The organism is Micromonospora sp. NPDC005173, assembly GCF_040608515.1.
Taxonomy (GTDB): Bacteria; Actinomycetota; Actinomycetes; order Mycobacteriales; family Micromonosporaceae; genus Micromonospora.
This window is the reverse complement of record NZ_JBEXIK010000005.1, coordinates 42,872-62,447: the sequence shown is the minus strand read 5'-3', so window position 1 is coordinate 62,447 and position 19,576 is coordinate 42,872. Positions and strand designations below refer to the sequence as shown.

Below are 19,576 nucleotides of genomic sequence, written 5' to 3'. Positions count from 1 at the left end.
TCCTCCCCTTTCCGCCGTCAGTCAGTGAAGATCGACTTCTTCTGGTTCTCGATGCTCGAGGTGAGCCCGCCGATGTCCTTGGGGTCCTTGATGAACTGCTGGAGCGCCGGGATGATCACCGTGGAGGCGAAGTCCGGCCGGGTGTCCCGGTCGAGGAACTGGGCGATCTCGGTGGCCGACCCGACCAACTCGGCAGCCTTCTTCTGCAGCGCGGTGTAGCCGCTGACGTCCGCGCCGCTGTTGGCGACGAGGGTGGCCGGGTCGTTCTTGACCGTGATGTCCGCAGCAGCCTTGCCACCGAGGTACTCCAGCAGCTTCCTGGCGTTGTCCTCGTTCTTGGGCTTGCGGGCCATCATGTAGCCGTCGATCGGTGCGTCCAGCGCCTTGGCGCCGATCGCCGGGTCGATCTCGGGGAAGGTGAAGAAGTCGAGGTCGCTCTGCTCCTCGTTGCTGAACTGCTGGCCGACGAAGAGACCGAGCAGGTACATGCCGCTCTTCTTCTGCTGCAGCGACTGCGCCGCCTCCTGCCAGGTGCGGCCGAGGCTGTCCGGCTGGTGCAGGGGGAGCAGGCCGGCCCAGGTGTCGAAGACCTTCTTGACCTTGTCGGAGGTCCAGGCCTCCTTGCCGGCCATCAGGTCGATGTGGAACTGGTAGCCGTTGATCCGCAGGTTGAGGATGTCGAAGGTGCCCATCGCCGGCCAGCCGTCCTTGTCGGCGAAGGCGATCGGGGTCAGGCCGTCCTTCTTCATCTGGCCGGCGAGGGTGGTGAATTCGTCGAGGGTCTTCGGCTGCTGGTAGCCGTACTGCTGCCAGACCGACTTGCGGTAGAAGACCGCCCACGGGTAATACGACGCCGGAACGAAGTATTGCTTGCCGTCATCCCCGGTGGACGCCTTCTTGAAGGCGTCGGAGTAGCCCGAGAGCTTGCCCCACACGTCGCTGATGTCGCCGGCCAGGCCCTTCTGGGCGAAGAAGCGCATCCGGTAGCCGGCGAACCAGGTGAACACGTCGTCCGGCTTGCCCTGCAGGTAGTTGTTGATGTTCTCCTGGAACGTGTTGTGGTCGACCGTGTTCACCGCGACCTGGACGCCGGACGAGGTCTTGAAACCGTCCGTGACCTTGGCGACGACGTCCTTCGGTTTCGGGTCGGACTGGTTCGAGCCGAGGGACACGTCCTTCGAGTCGGACCCGCTGGAGTCGTCGCCGCAACCGGCGAGCAGGCCGGTGCCGAGCAGCGCGCCCGTGCCGGCCGCGCCGGCCAGCAGCGAGCGTCGGTTGATGCCGGCGACAGAGGACGGTACGAGCCGAGCCAGGTACTCGGCTTGGGATCGGGGACGGGACATCTGTGCCTCCTGCGAATGAAGAGGTGCTACGCCCAAGGGCCGTCAGGGGTGGTGAAGGCAGGTTCGGCGCCGTGAATACACATCGGGATCCCACGAGAATCCACATTGGCAAACACGAACGGCCATTGGGGCCTCAAGCTACCCGTCCGCCGGGCGCTGTCAAGAGGGCAATTCGCCTCCCAGAACTCAGTCGTGACACGGCTGTTACGTGGTAAACGTTGGAAAAGAAATCGATGTTGGAACCTGTTGACTTCCGTGGGTTGCCAGGTGCACCCTCAGCTCTCATGCGGCGATGGCAGGGTGACGGCATCTATTTCGGCGGCGACTACAACCCCGAGCAGTGGCCCGAGCAGACCTGGTCGGAGGACGTCGAGCTGATGCGTCAGGCCGGGGTCAACCTGGTCTCCGTCGGCATCTTCTCCTGGGCACTGCTGCAACCCGCCCCCGACCGGTTCGAGTTCGGCTGGCTGGACCGGGTGCTGGACCTGCTGCACGACGGCGGCATCCAGGTCGACCTGGCCACCGCCACCGCCAGCCCTCCACCATGGCTGGCCCGTGCGTACCCGGAGACGCTGCCCCGCCGCGCCGACGGCGCGATCCTCTGGCCGGGCGGGCGGCAGGCGTACTGCCCCAGCTCCCCGGTGTTCCGGGAGCGGTCGCTGGAGCTGGTGCGGGCGGTCGCCGGCCGGTACGCCGAACATCCGGCGGTGGTGATGTGGCACGTCTCCAACGAACTGGGCTGCCACAACGTGCACTGCTACTGCGACGTCAGCGCACACGCGTTCCGCGATTGGCTGCGCGAGCGCTACGGCGACCTGGACCGGCTCAACGACGCGTGGGGCACCGCGTTCTGGAGCCAGCGCTACGGCGACTGGGCCGAAATCAACCCGCCGCGCACCGCGCCGACCTTCGCCAACCCCACCCAGCAGCTGGATTTCCTGCGCTTCTCCTCCGACGAGCAACGGGCCCAACTGCGCGCCGAACGCGAGCTGCTGAAGACGCTGGTCGGCCAGCCGGTGACCACCAACTTCATGATCGGCACCGGGATCAAGTACATGGACTACCACTCCTGGGCCGACGACGTGGACCTCGTCTCCAACGACCACTACCTGACCGCCGCCGACCCGCAGGCGCACGTCGGGTTGGCGCTCTCCGCCGACCACACCCGTGGCGTCGCCGGTGGCGATCCGTGGCTGCTGATGGAGCACTCCACCAGCGCCGTGAACTGGCAGCCGCGCAACGTGGCCAAGCTACCGGGGCAGATGCGCCGCAACAGCCTGGCGCACGTCGCCCGCGGGGCCGACGGGGTGCTGTTCTTTCAGTGGCGCGCCTCCCGGGCCGGCGCCGAGAAGTTCCACTCCGCGCTGGTTCCGCACGCCGGGCCGGAGACCAAGGTGTTCCGCGAGGTCTGCCAGCTCGGCGCGGACCTCAAGGCGCTGGCCGAGGTGCGCGGCAGTCGGGTGGATGCCGAGGTGGCCATCCTGTTCGACTGGGAGGCGTGCTGGGGCGTCGAGCTGGACTCGCACCCGAGCGTCGACGTCCACTACGCCGACCGGTTGGCCGCCCTCTACGGCGCGTTGTGGCGGGCCGGCGTGACCGCCGACATCGTCCACCCGTCGGCGGACCTCAGCGGCTACCGACTGGTCCTGGCACCCACCCTCTACCTGGTCCGCGACGCCGACGCCGACGCGCTGAGCCGGTTCGTCGAGGCCGGCGGCACCGCGGCGGTCACCTACTTCAGCGGCATTGTGGACGAGAACGACCACATCCGGATGGGCGGCTACCCGGGAGCCTTCCGGGAACTGCTCGGCGTACGGACCGAGGAGTTCTTCCCGCTGCGCGAGGGGGAGAGTGTCCGGCTGGACGACGGCAGCACGGCCGACGTGTGGACCGAGTGGCTGCACGCCGAGGGCGCCGAGGTGCTCGCCTCGTACGCCGACGGGCCGTTGCCGGGCGTACCGGCGCTCACCCGGCATTCGGTCGGCGCGGGCACCGCCTGGTACGTCGGCACCCGGCTGGACGAACCGGCCACCGACCGGCTGGTCGCCCGCCTGCTCGACGAAGCCGGAGTCCGCCCGGCGGCGCAGGCGCCGACCGACGTCGAGGTGGTGCGGCGTCGCGACGGCGAGCGAAGCTGGCTGTTCGCGATCAACCACACCGAGGCCGAGGTACGACTCACGGCGACCGGCACCGAGCTGTTGACCGGAGTGCGGTGTGCCGGTGAGCTGACGGTGCCGGCCGGCGAGGTGGCCGTGGTCCGCGAGGACCGGGCCGCCGACCCAGCCTGATCCGGCGACAGCGTCGGTGCGAAGGAGGTTCCCCAGGTGCTCGCCCAGCAGCGGCAGACCGCCATCCTCGATCTGATCCGTCAGCGTGGTGGCGTACGGGTGAGCCACCTGGTCAGCCGGTTCGGCGTGTCCGACATGACGATCCGGCGTGACCTGGAGGTGCTGGCCGAGCGCGGGCTGGTGGACAAGGTGCACGGCGGCGCGACGCTGGCCGGGCCGGGCTCCGCCGAGGAGCCCGGCTTCGCCGCGAAGTCGATCCGCCAGCAGGCGGAGAAGCGGGCCATCGCCGAACGGGCGGCGACCATGGTGGAGCCGGGGATGGCCATCGCGCTCTCCGCCGGCACCACCACCGCCGCGCTGGCCACGCTGCTCTCCGACGTACGAGGGCTGACGGTGGTGACGAACTCGATCCCGGTGGCCGACGCGCTCTACCAGAATCCGCGCGCCGACCAGACGGTGGTGCTCACCGGCGGCATCCGTACGCCGTCGGACGCGCTGACCGGGCCGGTGGCCGAGGCGGCGATCAGCGCGCTCAACGTCGACCTGCTCTTCCTCGGCGTGCACGGGCTCAGCCCACGGACCGGATTCACCACGCCGAACCTGCTGGAGGCCGGGGTCAACCGCTGCCTGATCGGCGCTGCCCGCCGACTGGTGGTGCTCGCCGACCACACCAAGTGGGAGACCATCGGGATCGCCACCATCGCCCCGCTGGAGGCCGCCGACGTGCTGATCACCGACGTCGGGTTGCCAGCGGAGGCGCGTACGGCGATCGGCGAGCAGGTCGGCGAGCTGATCCTCGTCGAGGCCGACTGACGGCCTGACGCTCCGACCGGAGCGTCAGTCCGGCCGCCCAGCTTGCCGTCGTTTGAGGAGGTACGGCAGCGCGAACAGGTACAGACCGGTGAACAGGAGCAGGGCGAGGGGAAACAGCGGCACGTAGGACACCCAGACGACAGGCTCGTCCTGTGCCAGGGCGACGAAGGTGACGATGACGGTCACCGTGAAGGCGATGGCCAGCCAACGGTGAATCTGTCGCACCCACCGGTTTGAGTTCAAGGAAGCCTCCTTTGAGGACGCGCAACCCGGCGATGTGCCGGGTGGGATGTCGATGGCGGTCACGCTAACCGCGGCTCGTCGACCAGGGCTTCTCGATTCCTGACCGCTTGCACTCGGGCTGCACGCCGGCTTGGACGGAACCTTCTGGCTCTTCAAGATGCCAGCCCCGTACTCCGATGTGGCCCATGCCTGGCAACTGTTTCGAGGGTGTTGGCCAGGAAGTTTGCGTCATCGGGGACGCGGTTTCTGACGGCAGTGCACACCTTTCAAGCCCTGTAGAGCTGCCCCAGAAATGGGGCGGGGACCGCCCGGAGGGCTCGATTCAGGGGTGCGGGGTTGGCCGGAGACCCACGAACCGGCGCAGCCCCTTGATCATCTGCCCTTCCGCCGATATTGCGGTAATCCCCAGCGAGCCGCGATATCGGCGAGATCGAGTCGATCAAGCGGCTCAGCTCCGGTGAGGCGGGCCGATCGCGCCGCTCGCCCCATATCTGGGGCAGCTCGACAGGGGCCGACCGGGGCAGGGCGGCTGCGCTCGGGGGAGTGCGAGGGTCTTCAGCTCTCCTGGGAGAGGCGCTGGTCGATCAGGACCTGGATGCCGTCGAGGATCCGCTGTAGGCCGAACTGGTATAACCAGTCCCGGTCGGCCTCCGGGTCGTCGGTCGAGGCGAAGCCGGCGTCTCCGGTCGGCGGTGCTGGTGGGCCACATCATGGCGAGCGTGGCGCGCAACCTGGTGACGAGCATCGTCGTCGGGGTGGCGCTCCTGCTCGGCTTCCAGCCAAGGCCCCGGTGCGCCGGGTGGCGCTGCTCGGCCTGCGAGTCGCTGACGCGACGTACCGCGCCTGCGTGGCGACACAGGGTGGCGGCCACCTGCACTTCACAGGCACCTCACAGGGCTGCTGGATAAAGTGCCTGCGAGTCAACGTCCGACTCCATCCTGGAGCGGTCGGCTGTCGCACAGGAGTTTCCGATGGTCTTCAAGAAGATGTTGAGCGCGTTCGGTGTGGGCGGTCCCAGCGTGGACACCGTGCTGACCAACCCCAACACCCGGCCCGGCCTGACCCTCGACGGGCAGGTCAACCTCGTCGGCGGTGACAGCCCGGCGGCGATCGAGCAGGTCGTGATCGGCCTGGTCACCCGGGTCGAGGTCGAGGGCCATGACACGGAGTACGCGGGCACCATGGAGTTCCACCGGATGGCCGTCAGCGGCCCCCTCCAGCTCGCGCCCAAGCAGCAGGTCTCGATCCCGTTCCAGCTTCCGGTTCCGTGGGAAACCCCGATCACCGACGTGTACGGCCAGCGCCTGCACGGCATGACGATGGGCCTGCGCACCGAGCTGGCCGTGGCCCGCGCCGTGGACAAGAGCGACCTGGACCAGGTGGCGGTGCACCCGCTTCCGGTGCACGAGCGGATCCTGGAGGCGTTCCAGCGGCTCGGCTTCCGGTTCAAGCACGCTGACCTGGAGCGCGGCCACATCCGGGGCGTGCAGCAGACGCTGCCGTTCTACCAGGAGATCGAGTTCTTCGCCTCGCCGCAGTACTCCAGCACGATCAGGGAGGTCGAGCTGACCTTCGTGACCAGCCAGCGCGGGGTCGAGGTGATCCTGGAGTGCGACAAGCGGGGTGGCTTCCTCAGCGCCGGGCACGACGCGTTCGGCCGCTACCAGGTGTCGCACGCCGACGTCGACCGGGTGGACTGGGCGCAGGTCGTCGACGGCTGGCTGCGCGAGACCACCTCCCGCTACGGCAACCTGCGTACCCAGGGCTTCGGGCCGGGTCACGGGCACGGCCGGGGGCGCGGGATGGGAATGGGCGGCATGGTGGCCGGCGCGGCACTCGGCGTCGCGGGCGGCATGATCGCCGGCGAGATGATCGAGGACGCCTTCGAGGGTGACGCCGGTGAGGACTTCGGCGGATTCGACGAGTAGTCGCCAGATGCGACGGTGGCCTCCGGGAGATTCTCCCGGAGGCCACCGTCTCGTCTCATGGTGCGTTAGCGCCGCCTGTTGCTCCGCTCCTTGCCGGACCGGCGTGCGGATCCGGCCTTCGACAGACCACGGCTGACCAGGTAACCACCGGTCAGGATGGTCAGGAACCACCACGCCTGGTTCGGGTTGTTGATGTTCAGCCCGTTGGTGGCGGAACCCCGCCAGAACGCGGCGATCACGACGACTGCGACCGCAGCGGCGTAGATCCAGAATTCCGTCGTCAGGAACGCCTGCTTGGTCTCCGTACCCGGCGACGGCATCTGTTCCCGGTGCCCGTCAGTCATGACCGGCATCTGCTGGGTCTGCATCGACGCCGGATTCTGCACGTCCGACATCGGCCGGTTCATCGGCCTGGTGGAAGCAGCCTGCGTGCTCATCTGGTCCTCCTCAGGATGCGATGAGTCGTACCTGCATTCCCTCGCCCCGCTACCGCGTTTCGGCCACGGCAGGGTTCGCGTTCGTGGCGGGGACACCCCCCGACTACCCGAGGCCCCTGAGCAGGTAACACCGAACGCCGGCCGGAAAAGCCGGCCGGCGTTCGGGTGGTCAGCGCGTCAGCGCAGGCCGTTGCGCACTGCCACGCTCACCAACAGGTCCGGGTCGTCGGTGATCATGCCGTCGACACCGAGGTCGATGACCCGCTGCATCACCCGCGCGTCGTCGACGGTGTACGGGATCACCTTCAGGTCGTAACGCGTCTGAAGGGTCCGCACGTCCGGTCCGTGGAAGTACGCCGGGTTCTCCCGCAGGTACCAGTCAGCCGAGGCGACCGTTCCCTGGCGCGGGTCGTGCACCTGCCAGTTCGCCGACACCGTGCCGGCGCCCGCGGCCCGGGTCAGCTTGCCCAGGTCCTGGTACTTCCACCAGTCCAGCCCACCGGTCCACGGGCTCCGCACCGACGGGTCGCCGTACACGGCCTCCAGCGAGCACTCGTCGGCGAGGGTGGCGCACTCGGCCGGGCCGTACTGCCAGACCAGGCCGACCGTGCCGATCCGGTGGTCGAGCTGCCGCGCGTAGGTGATGGTGCGCCAGTCGAACGACTGGATGGTGGCCCGGCTGGTGAAGCCGGCCCGCTGGATCGCCTCGACCAACTTGCGGGTGAAGCTGCGGTACGGCTCGGTGTCGTTCACCACCGGGCTGATCTTCGTCTCGATGTTCATGCCGATGTCGTTGCGCCCACTCGCCTTCACCAGGGCGAAGACCTCGTCCAGGGTGGGGATCCGGGCACCCGGCGCGGGCACCTGAGCGGGCAGCTCGGGCAGCGTCTTCGTGCCGCAGTCCACGGTCTTGAGCTGCGCCAGGGTCAGCTGGTGCACCGGCTTGCCCACGTACGGGAACTGCCGGTCGCCGGGGCGTACCGGCGCGGTGTCGACGCAGTGCGAACCGTTGACGGTGCGGTCGTGCAGCACGACGAGCTTGCCGTCGGCCGTCACGCCGGTGTCCAGTTCCAGCGTGGAGATGGCCCGGTTGGCCAGTGCGTTGGCGAAGGCCGGCAGGGTGTTCTCCGGCCGGGTGGCCCGACCGCCGCGGTGCGCCTGGATGTCGAACGGCGCTGCGTACGCCTTCGGCAGCCGGTAGCCGCGCTGCGCCAGCAGGCCGCGCAGCCGGTCCGGGTAGTCGGTGATGATGCCGTCCACGCCGTCGTCGATCAGCTTGGCCATGGTCGGCACGTCGTCGATCGTCCACGGGATCACCTTGATCCCGTACCGGTGCGCCTCGGCGACCATCGCCTTCGTCACGTACGGCTTGTAGCCGGGGTCGGTGACCGTGCCGTTCTGCGGGAAGCCGTGCACCGGCGAGAAGGCGCTGGCGCCGAAGCTGCGGATCGCCCGGATCGGGTCACCGCCGAAGTCGTCGATGTCCAGCCCGCCGAGCCACGGCGAAACGCCCGGCTGGCCGGTCTGCAGGAAGTCGTAGTTGGTCAGCGCGACCAGCGGCAGCTTCGGCTCGACCTGGCGCATCCGCATCAGCGCGCCCCAGTCGAAGCTCTGGATGGTGACCTGCTTGAGCAGCCCGGCCGCGCGGATCTCGGCCGCGGTGACCCGCACGAACTGCTCACGCGGCGCGGTCTCGGTCGGCGCGCCGGCCTCCACCTTGGTCTCGACGTTGAGCGTCACGCCCTTCGCCCGGTAACGGTTGACCAGCGCGAACACCTCACGCAGCAACGGCATCCGGGCACCCGGCACGGCGAGCTGACCGGGCTTGTCCGACAGGGTCTTCGAACCGCAGTCGAGAGTGCGCACCTGGGCCAGGGTGAGCGTGTTGACGTACTTCCCGACGTACGGGAACTCCGGGTCGCCGACGGTCACCGGAGCGGTGTCGACGCACTTGGTGCCGGTGACCTTCCGGTCGTGGGTGACCACGGCCTGGCCGTCCTCGGTGATCTGCACGTCCAGTTCGAGGGTGCTCACCCCGAGCTGGAGGGCGTTGCCGAAGGAGGCGAGGGTGTTCTCCACCCGCAGCCCGAGGCCGCCGCGGTGGGCCTGCACGTCGAATGTCCGGTCCGGTCGCGGCTTCGCCTGGACGGGCACCGCGAGCCCGGTCGTCACCGTCGCGGCCACCAGGGCCGCGATGGCGGTACGGCGTACTCTGCGCACGCTGTCATCCCCTCCTGCCGGCGGGCGTCTCCCACCGGTCGCCGGACAGCATGGACACCGGGAAAGACCTGTGGGCGGCTGGCGGGCGGCGCGACGGTGAACCGGGGTGGACGACCTCCCGGTCACGGCGGGTTTGGTCGGCCGGTGGCCGGGCACGCAGTCAGTTCCACAGCTTCTGCGAGGTGATGGACGTGCGTGAGGACGACATGCGACAGGACGCCGCTCGCCGGGCCGAGGACCGGATCGCCGGCGGTGTGTACGGCAAGGGCGCCGTCGACGAGGTGACGCTGCCCCGCACGGATGTGGAGCGGGTGATCCAGGACGAGGACCCGTACGACCCGGCGCACCAGCCGGTCGACCCGAACGTGCTGCGGGACGGCGGTCCCACCCGGGGGCAGGGCGCGGTGACCACCACCGGCGGCACCGCCGGCCCGGCGAGCGTGCGTCGGGTCGCGCGGCAGCCGGAGCGGCACCGGGGCACGGTGGCGCCGACCACCACCGGCGACGCCACCACCGGAGGCCTGAGCACCCCGGCGGACGGCGGCAACACCAGCGACCAGTCCACCTCCGCCATCGGCCCAGCCAAGTCCATCAGGGACAGATCCCGAGACTGACCGCGGAGCGCGAGCGTGCCAGCCGCCCCCGCCGATCGACGGATCGGTGGGGGCGGCGGGCGGACGCCGGTCAGCGGGTGGGGCGCAGGATGCCCAGGCGTTGGGTGGCGCGGGTGAGCGCGACATACAGGTCGCTGCGCCCGCGCGGTGACTCGGCCACCATCCGGTCCGGGTCGACCACCAGCACCGAGTCGAACTCCAGCCCCTTGGCCTGCGCGACGGTCAGCACCACCACCCGGCTCTCCAGCTCCGGATGCTCGCCGATGGCGGCTTCCGGCAGCGCGGCGGTCACCGTCGCCCCCAGCACGTCCACCCGGCCGGCCGGCACGATCACGCCGAGCCGGCCGTCGGCCAGCCCCGCCGCCTCCCGGGTGGCCGCCGCCACCAACTCCGCCGCCAACTGCTCGTCGGGCACCGCCCGGTCCCACGGCGGTACGCCGCTCTCGCGCACCGAGCGCGGCGGCCGCAGCGCCGGGTCGATCTCCGCCAGTACGTCGGCCGCGACCGCCATGATCTCGGCGGGGGTGCGGTAGCTGACCGTCAGCTCGGTCAACCGCCATCGCTGCGCCACGTACGGGGCGAGGGCGTCCGCCCAGGAGGGCGTGCCGGTGAGCGCACCGGTCTGCGCCACGTCCCCGACGATCGTCATCGACCGGCTCGGGCAGCGGCGCATCAGCAGCCGCCACGCCATCGGCGACAGCTCCTGCGCCTCGTCCACGATGACGTGACCGAACGCCCACTTCCGGTCGGCAGCGGCGCGCTGCGCGGTGGTCAGGCGATCGGCCTCCTCCTGCCGCTCCAGCAGCCGATCCGCGTCGATCAGGTCGATCACGCCGAGGATCTCACCGCCCTCGGCCTCGTCCTCGACGTCGATCGAGCGGGAACCCCGGGCGATCTCCAGCACGCCCTCGGCGTACTCCCGTTCCATCATGCGGATGCGATTCCGCCGGGCGGCGGCGGCGCGCTCGTCCTCGCCGAGCAGCTCGGCGGCCTCGTCCAGCAGCGGCACGTCGGCCGGTGTCCAGCCACCCGGCTCGCGGTGCAGCAGGGCCCGCTCCGCGTCGGTGAGCATCGGGGCGGCGGTGGCGATCCGGTCCGGGTCGGCGTACAGGTCGGCGAGCAGGCGCTGCGGGGTGAGCACCGGCCAGAGCCGGTCGAGGGTGGCCCGGATCTCCGGTTCGTCTCGCAACTCCCGGCGGATCTCGGCCCGGTCGGCCTCGTCGAGCAGGTTGTCCCCGCCCAGCGGGTCGGCGCCGATCCGTTCGGCCACCTGGTCGGCGAGCGCGTGCACGATCTCCACGTCGAACAGCGCCCGGGCCAGGTTGTGCGGCCGGTCGGCGCGGCGCACCCGGTCCCGGGCAGCGCCCACGGTCTCCGGGTCGAGGGTCAGCGCCTCCCGCTCCACCTCGATCTCCAGCGGCTCGTTCGGCACCCACTGCCGGTCCTGTACGGCCAGCGCCAGCACCTCGGCCAGCATCGCTCGGCCCTTGAGCGCGGCGGTCTCGGCCGGCTCGGTCCGTTGCGCACTGACCCCGGGGAAGAGGTTGCCCTGGGTACGCAGCAGCACGCCGGTCTCGGCCAGCGTGGGCAGCACCTGGGAGATGTAGCGCAGGAAGGTCGCGTTCGGGCCGACCAGCAGGACGCCCCGGCTGGACAGCTCCCGCCGGTGTGTGTAGAGCAGGTACGCCGCCCGGTGCAGCGCGACCGCCGTCTTGCCGGTGCCCGGGCCGCCCTGGACCACCATCACCCCCGGCAGATCGGCGCGGATGATCCGGTCCTGCTCGGCCTGGATGGTCTCCACGATGTCGCGCATCCGGCCGGTCCGACCGGCGTTGAGCGCGGCGAGCAGCGAGGCCTCGCCGGTCAGCTCTTCGTGGGCGTTCGGAGCGGCGGTGTCGATGTCGAGCACCTCGTCGTTGAGCCCGGTCACCTTGCGCTGACGGGTACGCAGGTGCCGGCGGCGGCGGACGCCCTGCGGGTTGGCGGCGGTGGCGAGATAGAACGGGCGGGCGGCGGGAGCTCGCCAGTCCATCAGCAACGGGTCGTAGTCGCCGGTGGTGTCGAAGATGCCGATCCGGCCGATGTAGCGGCGGGAGTCGTCGTCGCCGTCGAGACGCCCGAAACAGAGCCCGTCCTCCACGGCGGAGAACTGCTCGACCTGGTCGGCGTACATCGCTACCGAGCTGTCCCGCTGGGAGCGGTCCTGGCGGGTGCCGCCGGTGCTGCGCAGCTCGTCGGTGAGCCGGGAGGCGGCCTGCTCACGCAGCCCGTCCAGCCGGTCGTAGAGCATCGAGACGTACTCCTGCTCGCGGCCGATCTCGTCGTCGAGCGGCAATTCGCCGGAACCGCCGGAGTGCCTTGACAAGCCGTCTCCCTAAAGATTAGAATCCTTTGCAGGAACGGCTTTTAAGCCGTTCTTTTTTGTGCCCTCGAACTGTTGAAGATAGCGCGTCTCGCCGGCTCGGACCAAGCCGGACGGGCGGGCGCGCCCGGTGATCGTGAGGTGGCGGCGGATGATCCTGCGGACCGGGCAACGGGTGGTCTTCATCGGCGACAGCATCACCGACTGCGGCCGGCAGGGCGCCGCCGCGCCGTACGGCGAGGGCTACGTCAGCCTCGTCCGCGCCCTCGTCAGCGCCCGCCACCCCGAGTTGGAGCTGGAGTGGGTCAACCGGGGTGTGAGCGGAGACACCGTCCGGCACCTCGCCGCCCGCTGGGCGGGCGACGCGATCGCCGAGTGCCCCGACTGGCTCTCCGTGATGATCGGCATCAACGACATCTGGCGGCGCTACGGCGACCGGCCGGACGAGGCCGTCCCGATCGACGAGTACGAGCGCACCCTGCGTGACCTGCTCCGCCAGGCGGTGGACGCCACCGGCTGCCGGCTGATCCTCGGCGACCCGTTCCTGATCGAGGCCGACCGCAGCGAACCGCAGCGCGCCGACACCGACCGGTACGCCGCGGTGGTGGCCGCGCTGGCCGCCGAGTTCAACGCGGTGCACGTGCCCACCCAGGCGGCGTTCGACCGGGTGCTGGCGGTCAGTCCGGCGAAGCGCTGGGCCGACGACCGGGTGCACCCCCACCTGCCCGGCCATGCGGTGCTCGCCGACGCGTTCCTCACCGCTCTCGGCGCGACCGTCAGCGCCTGACTCAAGCACTGTCGACGCCGGCGCGCGTCGCTCGGCCGTGCGCGGCGACGCCGGACACCAATGGGCCGGGCGCGGCGGGGCCGTAGACGAAGACGCGCCGGGCCGACCGCAAGGTCGACCCGGCGCGAACACCGCTGGATCAGCCGCGGGCGACCTGGTAGAGCCGCTCCGGCGTCACCGCGCCAGCGAGTACCCGGCCATCGTCGGTGAGCAGCACGCTGAAGAGCTTCCCGCTGAGCAGCCGACCGCTGCCCCAGTCACCGCTGACCGCCGTGAGCCCGCCGAGCAGCTTCGACATGTCCACGTCGGGTGAGCCGGCCGGCTTGTCACCTGCAGGCTTGTCACCGGCCGGCTTGCCGCCGGTCGCTTCGTCGAGGCGGGCGACCAGCACGGTCGTCCAGCCGGCGCCAACCGCCTTGACCTGTGGATCACCGGCCGGCGCGGAGTGGGCGGGTCGGCCCGCGGCCGACGGCTCGGCCGTCTCCTCGGTGACGGTCACCCCGGGCGGCGGGTTGAAGGTGAACTGGTCGGCGTCGGGGCGCTGGTAGTCGACCTGGGTGAAGGCCACCTCGAACGCCGGCTGGTCGCTGCCCTTGGCGAGCACCTCGAAGCGCAGCGGCACGTGCTGCTTGGCGTCGATGGCGATCCGCAGTTGGTGCACCAGCGAGTCCTTGTCGCGCGGCTGGAGCACCAGCTCGTACGCGTCCCGGCCGGCGACGGTGGCCGACCGGCCGACGCTGACCTCGGTGGTCGGGTCGATCGCGCCCAGGGCCAGGTCGGCGGCCTGCTGCGGGGTGGCCGGCAGGCTCGGGTCGGTCTCCGGTGCGGGCTTGCCCGCATCGGCGCCGAGCGTGCGGTGGCTGGCGGTGTTGCTGCGGCTCTGCCACGTCCACAGGTCCCGACCGTTGCGGATCACGTCCTGCTCGCCGAGCGTGTCCAGCAGCGCGACCCGCTGCTGCTCCGGCCCGGAGTACCAGACCCGCAGGGTGTGCGTGCCGGTCAGCAGGGTGGTCAGGTCGTTGCCGGGGACCAGCCCGACCAGCGGCGGCAGGCCGAGGTCGGCGCGCTGCACGACGGTGCCGGACAACCCCTCCAGCCGGGAGGTCTGCAGATCGACCAGGAGCTGGGCGGCGGTACGCGGCGGCAGGCTCGGCTCGGCCTCGGCGGCGAACGTGCCGATCGCCGCGCCGCCACCGATGACGGCGACGGCGGCGGTCGCCGGGACCAACCAGCGCAGGACGGGACGACTTCTCAGAACGGACATGGTGGGCACCTCCTGCGACCATCCTGCCCGGTCGCCGCTGTGAACGTGCTGAGGACGCAGATCCGTCTCAATTGACCCGGGTGGCACCCTTGAGTCGTGCGGTTGCTGGTGGTGGAGGACGAGGCCCGGTTGGCGGCTGCCCTACAACGCGGCCTACAGGCGGAGGGGTTCGCGGTGGATGTGGCGGCGACCGGCCCGGCCGGCTTGGACGCCGCCCGACACGGCGGGTACGACGCGATGATCCTCGACGTGATGCTGCCCGGCCTCTCCGGCTACGAGCTGGTCCGGCGGCTGCGCGCCGAGCAGCACTGGCTGCCGGTGCTGATGCTCTCCGCCAAGGACGGCGAGTACGACCAGGCCGACGGCCTGGACTGTGGCGCCGACGACTACCTCACCAAGCCCTTCTCGTACGTCGTGCTGCTGGCTCGCCTGCGGGCGCTGCTGCGCCGGGGCGCGCCGGAACGCCCGGCGGTGCTCGCGGTCGGCGACCTCCGGCTTGACCCGGCCCGGCGGCGGGTCACCCGGGCAGACGCGGAGGTGGCGCTGACCGCGCGGGAGTTCGCGCTGCTGGACTACCTCATGCGCCGACCCGGTCAGGTCGTCTCCAAGATCGAGCTGCTGGACCACGTCTGGGACGCGAGCCTGGAGACCGCACCGAACGCGGTCGAGGTGTATGTCGGATACCTGCGTCGCAAGCTCGGCCGGGACCGGCTGGAGACCGTCCGGGGCGCCGGCTACCGGTTGGCGACGTGAGCACCGACGTGCCGGCCGACCTGACCGCCGGTGTGTCGCCCACTCCCGCGAACACCCCGCCGCCCGCCGCCGGCCCGACGACTTCCGCCGGCCCCCCGACGCCCGCGGGCCCCCCGACCGCCGCGGGCCCGACGACTGCCGGCAGGCCTTGGCGCGGCCGGCTGCCGGTGCTCGGGCTGCGGGCCCGGCTCATGGCGATCGGGGCGTTCGGCCTCACCGTCGGGCTGGCCCTCGGCGGGGTGGTGCTGCTCGGGGCGCTCGGCTTCGTCCTCCAGCGCACCGTGGACACCGAGGCGTTCCGGACCGCCGACGCGGTCGCTCTGCTCGCCGCCGAGGACGCGTTGCCCGATCCACTGCCGGTGGCCGGCGGGCAAGTCCGCGTCCAGGTGGTCGACGCGCAGGGGCGGGTCCGGGCCGCCTCGATCGACGCCGACCGGCTGGTACCGATGGTCCGCCCGGAGCGGTTGGAGCGCGACCGCCGGCAGCGGCTGGAGGTGTCGGCGGAGCGGGTCGGTCTCGCCGGCCCGGTCCGGGTGGTCACCGTTCCCGCCGGGACCGCAGCCGACCCGCTGACCGTGCTGGTCGCCCGTTCGATGGCCGACGTACGGCACAGCATGCACGTGGTCCGCACCATCCTGCTGGTGGCGTTCCCGCTGCTGCTGGCGGTGCTGGCCGGGGTGGCCTGGCGGGTGGTGGGCGCGACCCTGCGGCCGGTGGAGGCGTTGCGCCAGGGCGCCGAGGAGATCACCGGGCGGGCCGGGACCGGCCGACTGCCGGTACCCGCCTCAGCCGACGAGATCCACCGGTTGGCGGTCACCCTCAACGGGATGCTGGACCGGTTGGAGTCCGCCCGGGTTCGGCAGCGGGCGTTCGTCTCCGATGCGGCGCACGAGCTGCGCAGCCCGCTGACCAACATCCGGACCGAGCTGGAGGTGGCTCAGCGCCTCGCCGGTCGAACGGACTGGACGGCGGTGACCGCCAACCTGCTCGCCGACACCGACCGGCTGAGTCGGCTGGTCGACGACCTGCTGCTGCTGGCTCGCCTGGACGAGACGCCACCGGCCCGGGGGACCGGGCCGGTGGAGCTGGGAGCCCTGCTGAGCGAGGTCGCCGCCCGGTATCCGTCGCCGCCGGTGCGGGTGGTGCCGCCACCCGGCCCGCTGTGGACCGCCGGGAACGCCGACGAGCTGCGCCGGGTGCTGGCCAACCTGGTCGACAACGCGGTCCGGCACGCGCAGGGCAGCGTCCTGCTCGCGGCCGAGGCGACGTCGGTGCAACACCGGGAGGCGGCGTACCACCTGGTGACGGTGACTGACGACGGCCCGGGGATTCCGGTGGCCGACCGGGGTCGGGTCTTCGGCCGGTTCACCCGGGTGGACGACGGGCGGGCGCGTGACGACGGCGGGGCTGGCCTGGGCCTGGCCATCGTGTGGGAGCTGGTCCGCCGCGCCGGTGGCAGCATCACGCTGACGGACGCCGACAACCAGCGCGGGCTACGGGTCTGCCTGCTGCTGCCGGCGTTGCCAACCGAGCCGACCGCCGACACCCCGTGACGGGCCGCCACCACGCTCCGGCTCACCATGCTCAGCGGCGGCGGGTACAGACCTCGTCGGCGCTGGCGATGGTGTCGGTGGACCAGACGACGGCCACCGTGAAGCAGTAGTCGTTGGTGCGGCTCAGCGCGTAGACCACGAAGCTGGTGGCGCCGGCGGGCAGCGTGGCGAACGGGCTCTTGCCCTGACCGACCCGACCGCCGGAGACGACCACCGGCCCCTCGCCGCCGGCCGGGTAGGTCCAGGACAGGGCGATGTTGTCCCGGTTGTCGCGCAGGGCCACCGTGCCCGGTGGGGTGCCGGGTGCGGCTGCGGGCGGCGCCGCGCCGGGCGGAGTCGCGCTGGTGGTGGCCGGTGTGGAGCTGGCCGGTGCGCCCGTACCGGTCGGGCCGGCACTGGGGGAGCCGGTGTCCGGAGTGGGCGCCTGGTCGTCCCGGTCGCCTACCCGGGCCACCCCGGCGATCACCGCTGCGGCGCCCAGCAGGACCACGACCACGCCGCCCACCAGCACCGGCACCAGCCGGTTGCGCTGCGGCGGTGGTGCCCGGTGGACGGGCACCGGCAGCAATCGGGACGGCGTGTACGGCTCGACCGGCCTGTACGACTGGGACGGCGTGTACGGCTCGGCCGATGTGTACGGCTCGGTCGACGTGTACGGCTCGGTCGGCGGACCCGGCTCGGACGGCGCGCCGGGTCGGTGCAGCCGGTACACCCCCGACGCCTCTTCCTCGCCGCCGGCGAGGCCGACCACCGACGGGGGCACCGGCGGGTCGGTGGGGTGGGGCGTGGACTCGTTGGTCGGACCGGGTGGCCACCATGAGCCCGCCGGCCCACCGGGTTCGTCGGCCGGCACACGGGGATTCGGCACCGCACCGCCGCCCGCGACGGCCCCGCCGCCGGCCGCCGCACCGCCGCTGGCCACGGGTCCGCCTCCGGCCGCCGCGCCTCCGGCCGCCGCGCCTCCGGCCGCCGCGCCGCCGGCAAGGGCGCCGCCGCCGGCCGCGGCCCCACCGCCGGTAACGGCAGCGTCGGTGGACGCCGGGCCGGAGTGGTGCGGCGAGGGCTCCGGCGGGTGGTAGCCGGACCCGACCCGCCCGTCGCTGTGCGGCGGGGTGCGGGCGGCCGGCACCGCCGGGGTGTCCGGGGCAGTCGGCGGGTCGTCGGCGCACACGTGGTCGGGGTTGGCCGCCGCGCGGGCCAGTGCCGCCACCTGCAAGGCCAGCGGGTCGTTGGCGGCCAGGTGCTGCCGGCACAGCTCACGGGCCAGCGCCAGATTGTCGTGTGCCTCGGCGAACTGCCCACAGTCTCGCTGCATCGCGCCGAGCCGGGCCAGCATCTTGATGCCGCTGGGATGGCCGTCGCCGTACACCTCGCGGTGCAGCTCCCAGGCGTCCTGGAGCCGGTCGCGGGCCACCGTGCACTGGCCGCGGGCGTACTCGACGGTGGCCAGGTCGGCATGGGCGGCGAGCACCCGCAGCGACTCGGGGCCGTCCTGCGCCGTCAGCTCGATGATGACTTCCTGGTAGAGCCGAGCGGCACGGGAGTGGCTGCCGACCCGGTGCAGCACCGCGGCCAGGGTCGCCGCGGCGGCCACCGTGCGGGGGTCGGTGCGGCCGTGCAGTCGGTTGGTGGCCGCGTACGCGAAGGCGGCCCAGCCCCGCGCGGAGTGCGGCTCGCCGAGGGCGACCAGCACCCGCGCCTGGAGGCTGGCCGCCTCGGCCAGATCGGGGCTGGCGTTGGCCGGGCGGGGGTCGGCGTCGGTGAGCGCGTCGGAGAGCAGCCGCTGCGCGCCGGCCAGGTCACCGGCGGACACGAGGTGGTGCGCCTGATCAGTCAGTTCGCCGAAGCCGGAGGACACGCCCCATCGTGCTCATTTGACGACGGTAAGTACAAGTCCCGCGCCGGTGTCGATCGGTCAGGATCCGGTCAGGTGCTCGGCCAGTGTCTCGCTGATCCGGCGTAGCTGGTCGACCTGGGCCGGGCTCAACGCGTCGAACAGATGTCGGCGTACCCCCTCGACGTGGCCGGGTGCGGCGGCGGCGAGGGTGGCGAAACCGGCGTCGGTGAGCAGCGCGACCTGCCCGCGCCGGTCCGTGGGGCACTCCTCGCGGCGCACCCAGCCGGCCGACTCCAGCCGGGCCACGGCGTGCGAAAGGCGGCTGCGCGACGATCCGGTCACCTCGGCCAGATCGCTCATCCGCAGCTGGCGGTCGGGGGCCTCGGAGAGCCGGACCAGGATCTCGTAGTAGGCGTGCGGCATGCCGGCGTCGCGTTGCAGCTCGCGGTCGAGCGTGTCCATCAGCGCCCGTGAGGCGGTGAGGTACGCCCGCCAGGTGCGCTGCTCGTCGGAGTCCAGCCAGCGGGTCATGACCGCCATCATACCCGAGATAGTTGAACGCTCAACTAAACCGCGCTAGCCTGGGGTCATGGGTATCCACCGGCTCAACCACGCGGTCCTCTACGTCAGTGACCTCGCCCGCAGCGTCGCCTTCTACCGCGACGTGCTGGGCTTCCGCCCGGTGGCGATGACTCCGGACGGCTTCCGGGGCGCCACCTTCCTCCAGGCCCCCGACTCGACCAACGATCACGACCTCGGCCTGTTCGAGATCGGCGCTGGCGCCGGACGGTCGACCGCCGGCCGGGCCACCGTCGGGCTGTACCACCTGGCCTGGGAGGTGGACACCCTCGACGAGCTGGCCGCCACCGCCGAGCGGCTCACCGCCGCCGGCGCGCTGGTCGGCACCTCCGACCACGGCACCACCAAGAGCCTCTACGGGCAGGACCCGGACGGCCTGGAGTTCGAGATCGTCTGGCTGGTCCCGGCCGACCGGCTCGACGACGCCGCGCTGGCCGCGCGCAAGCGGATCGGCCGGCTCGACCTGGCCGCCGAGCGGCAGCGCTACGGCGGGCAGACCCGGGGCGGGGTGGGGATCTCCGTCCCGGCCTGACCGGCCATACGGTAGAACGGACC

At 71.7% G+C, this 19,576-nt stretch carries 16 protein-coding genes; 8 read left to right on the top strand and 8 right to left on the bottom strand.

Annotated features, from left to right (window positions below):
* Positions 1 to 17 precede the first annotated feature (17 nt).
* Positions 18 to 1,343 (bottom strand): ABC transporter substrate-binding protein, encoded by a 1,326-nt coding sequence (locus ABZV00_RS09010; RefSeq protein WP_355603275.1) that lies wholly within the window; start codon positions 1,341 to 1,343, stop codon positions 18 to 20.
* Positions 1,344 to 1,627: 284 nt separating this feature from the next.
* Between ABZV00_RS09010 and ABZV00_RS09005 the strand changes: the two genes are divergently transcribed.
* The gene (locus tag ABZV00_RS09005) at positions 1,628 to 3,631 is read left to right on the top strand and encodes a beta-galactosidase (protein ID WP_355603273.1); all 2,004 of its coding nucleotides are present in this window, start codon (positions 1,628 to 1,630) and stop codon (positions 3,629 to 3,631) included.
* Between the two features lie 36 nt (positions 3,632 to 3,667).
* A complete protein-coding gene (locus ABZV00_RS09000) occupies positions 3,668 to 4,444 on the top strand; it encodes a DeoR/GlpR family DNA-binding transcription regulator (RefSeq protein ID WP_355603270.1) in 777 nt (258 codons plus the stop codon).
* A 24-nt stretch (positions 4,445 to 4,468) separates the two neighbouring features.
* Here the strand turns inward: ABZV00_RS09000 and ABZV00_RS08995 are convergent, their stop codons facing one another.
* A complete protein-coding gene (locus ABZV00_RS08995; protein WP_328425157.1) occupies positions 4,469 to 4,687 on the bottom strand; it encodes a hypothetical protein in 219 nt (72 codons plus the stop codon).
* A gap of 971 nt (positions 4,688 to 5,658) precedes the next feature.
* Between ABZV00_RS08995 and ABZV00_RS08990 the strand changes: the two genes are divergently transcribed.
* A complete protein-coding gene (locus tag ABZV00_RS08990; RefSeq protein ID WP_355603267.1) occupies positions 5,659 to 6,615 on the top strand; it encodes a sporulation protein in 957 nt (318 codons plus the stop codon).
* 65 nt (positions 6,616 to 6,680) lie between these two features.
* On the opposite strand, the gene ABZV00_RS08985 is transcribed toward ABZV00_RS08990, so the two are convergent.
* The gene (locus tag ABZV00_RS08985; RefSeq protein ID WP_328425161.1) at positions 6,681 to 7,052 is read right to left on the bottom strand and encodes a hypothetical protein; all 372 of its coding nucleotides are present in this window, start codon (positions 7,050 to 7,052) and stop codon (positions 6,681 to 6,683) included.
* A 177-nt stretch (positions 7,053 to 7,229) separates the two neighbouring features.
* Entirely contained in the window at positions 7,230 to 9,272 is a 2,043-nt protein-coding gene (locus ABZV00_RS08980) for a glycerophosphodiester phosphodiesterase family protein (RefSeq protein ID WP_355603264.1), read from the bottom strand.
* A gap of 191 nt (positions 9,273 to 9,463) precedes the next feature.
* Between ABZV00_RS08980 and ABZV00_RS08975 the strand changes: the two genes are divergently transcribed.
* Positions 9,464 to 9,886: a hypothetical protein gene (locus ABZV00_RS08975; RefSeq protein ID WP_328425165.1), complete on the top strand. Its 423-nt coding sequence runs from the start codon at positions 9,464 to 9,466 to the stop codon at positions 9,884 to 9,886.
* Between the two features lie 70 nt (positions 9,887 to 9,956).
* Here the strand turns inward: ABZV00_RS08975 and ABZV00_RS08970 are convergent, their stop codons facing one another.
* Positions 9,957 to 12,176, bottom strand: coding sequence for an ATP-binding domain-containing protein (locus tag ABZV00_RS08970; protein WP_355603713.1), 2,220 nt, complete (start codon positions 12,174 to 12,176; stop codon positions 9,957 to 9,959).
* Positions 12,177 to 12,399: 223 nt separating this feature from the next.
* Between ABZV00_RS08970 and ABZV00_RS08965 the strand changes: the two genes are divergently transcribed.
* Positions 12,400 to 13,035: an SGNH/GDSL hydrolase family protein gene (locus tag ABZV00_RS08965; protein WP_355603261.1), complete on the top strand. Its 636-nt coding sequence runs from the start codon at positions 12,400 to 12,402 to the stop codon at positions 13,033 to 13,035.
* 139 nt (positions 13,036 to 13,174) lie between these two features.
* On the opposite strand, the gene ABZV00_RS08960 is transcribed toward ABZV00_RS08965, so the two are convergent.
* Positions 13,175 to 14,299 (bottom strand): sigma-E factor regulatory protein RseB domain-containing protein, encoded by a 1,125-nt coding sequence (locus ABZV00_RS08960; RefSeq protein ID WP_355603258.1) that lies wholly within the window; start codon positions 14,297 to 14,299, stop codon positions 13,175 to 13,177.
* Between the two features lie 96 nt (positions 14,300 to 14,395).
* Here ABZV00_RS08960 and ABZV00_RS08955 point away from each other — a divergent pair, with 96 nt between their 5' ends.
* Positions 14,396 to 15,052, top strand: a complete 657-nt coding sequence (locus tag ABZV00_RS08955) for a response regulator transcription factor (RefSeq protein WP_328425171.1) — start codon at positions 14,396 to 14,398, stop codon at positions 15,050 to 15,052.
* A 191-nt stretch (positions 15,053 to 15,243) separates the two neighbouring features.
* Positions 15,244 to 16,605, top strand: coding sequence for an ATP-binding protein (locus tag ABZV00_RS08950; protein ID WP_355603711.1), 1,362 nt, complete (start codon positions 15,244 to 15,246; stop codon positions 16,603 to 16,605).
* A 31-nt stretch (positions 16,606 to 16,636) separates the two neighbouring features.
* Here the strand turns inward: ABZV00_RS08950 and ABZV00_RS08945 are convergent, their stop codons facing one another.
* Together ABZV00_RS08945 and ABZV00_RS08940 are read right to left on the bottom strand one after the other, a co-directional pair.
* Positions 16,637 to 18,463 carry a tetratricopeptide repeat protein gene (locus tag ABZV00_RS08945; protein ID WP_355603255.1) on the bottom strand — a complete coding sequence of 609 codons (1,827 nt, stop codon included), beginning with the start codon at positions 18,461 to 18,463 and terminating at the stop codon, positions 16,637 to 16,639.
* A gap of 57 nt (positions 18,464 to 18,520) precedes the next feature.
* Positions 18,521 to 18,982, bottom strand: a complete 462-nt coding sequence (locus ABZV00_RS08940) for a MarR family transcriptional regulator (protein WP_355603708.1) — start codon at positions 18,980 to 18,982, stop codon at positions 18,521 to 18,523.
* A gap of 49 nt (positions 18,983 to 19,031) precedes the next feature.
* Here ABZV00_RS08940 and ABZV00_RS08935 point away from each other — a divergent pair, with 49 nt between their 5' ends.
* Positions 19,032 to 19,553, top strand: a complete 522-nt coding sequence (locus ABZV00_RS08935) for a VOC family protein (RefSeq protein WP_252416419.1) — start codon at positions 19,032 to 19,034, stop codon at positions 19,551 to 19,553.
* The last annotated feature ends 23 nt before the right edge of the window (positions 19,554 to 19,576 follow it).

Coding starts and splice junctions, on each gene's coding strand:
- ABZV00_RS08970 (WP_355603713.1), bottom strand. CDS start 12,176: ATGCTCTACGACCGGCTGGACGGGCTGCGTGAGCAGGCCGCCTCCCGG.
- ABZV00_RS09010 (WP_355603275.1), bottom strand. CDS start 1,343: ATGTCCCGTCCCCGATCCCAAGCCGAGTACCTGGCTCGGCTCGTACCG.
- ABZV00_RS08950 (WP_355603711.1), top strand. CDS start 15,244: ATGGCGATCGGGGCGTTCGGCCTCACCGTCGGGCTGGCCCTCGGCGGG.
- ABZV00_RS08965 (WP_355603261.1), top strand. CDS start 12,400: ATGATCCTGCGGACCGGGCAACGGGTGGTCTTCATCGGCGACAGCATC.
- ABZV00_RS08940 (WP_355603708.1), bottom strand. CDS start 18,982: ATGGCGGTCATGACCCGCTGGCTGGACTCCGACGAGCAGCGCACCTGG.
- ABZV00_RS08935 (WP_252416419.1), top strand. CDS start 19,032: ATGGGTATCCACCGGCTCAACCACGCGGTCCTCTACGTCAGTGACCTC.
- ABZV00_RS08985 (WP_328425161.1), bottom strand. CDS start 7,052: ATGAGCACGCAGGCTGCTTCCACCAGGCCGATGAACCGGCCGATGTCG.
- ABZV00_RS09005 (WP_355603273.1), top strand. CDS start 1,628: ATGCGGCGATGGCAGGGTGACGGCATCTATTTCGGCGGCGACTACAAC.
- ABZV00_RS08990 (WP_355603267.1), top strand. CDS start 5,659: ATGGTCTTCAAGAAGATGTTGAGCGCGTTCGGTGTGGGCGGTCCCAGC.
- ABZV00_RS08960 (WP_355603258.1), bottom strand. CDS start 14,299: ATGTCCGTTCTGAGAAGTCGTCCCGTCCTGCGCTGGTTGGTCCCGGCG.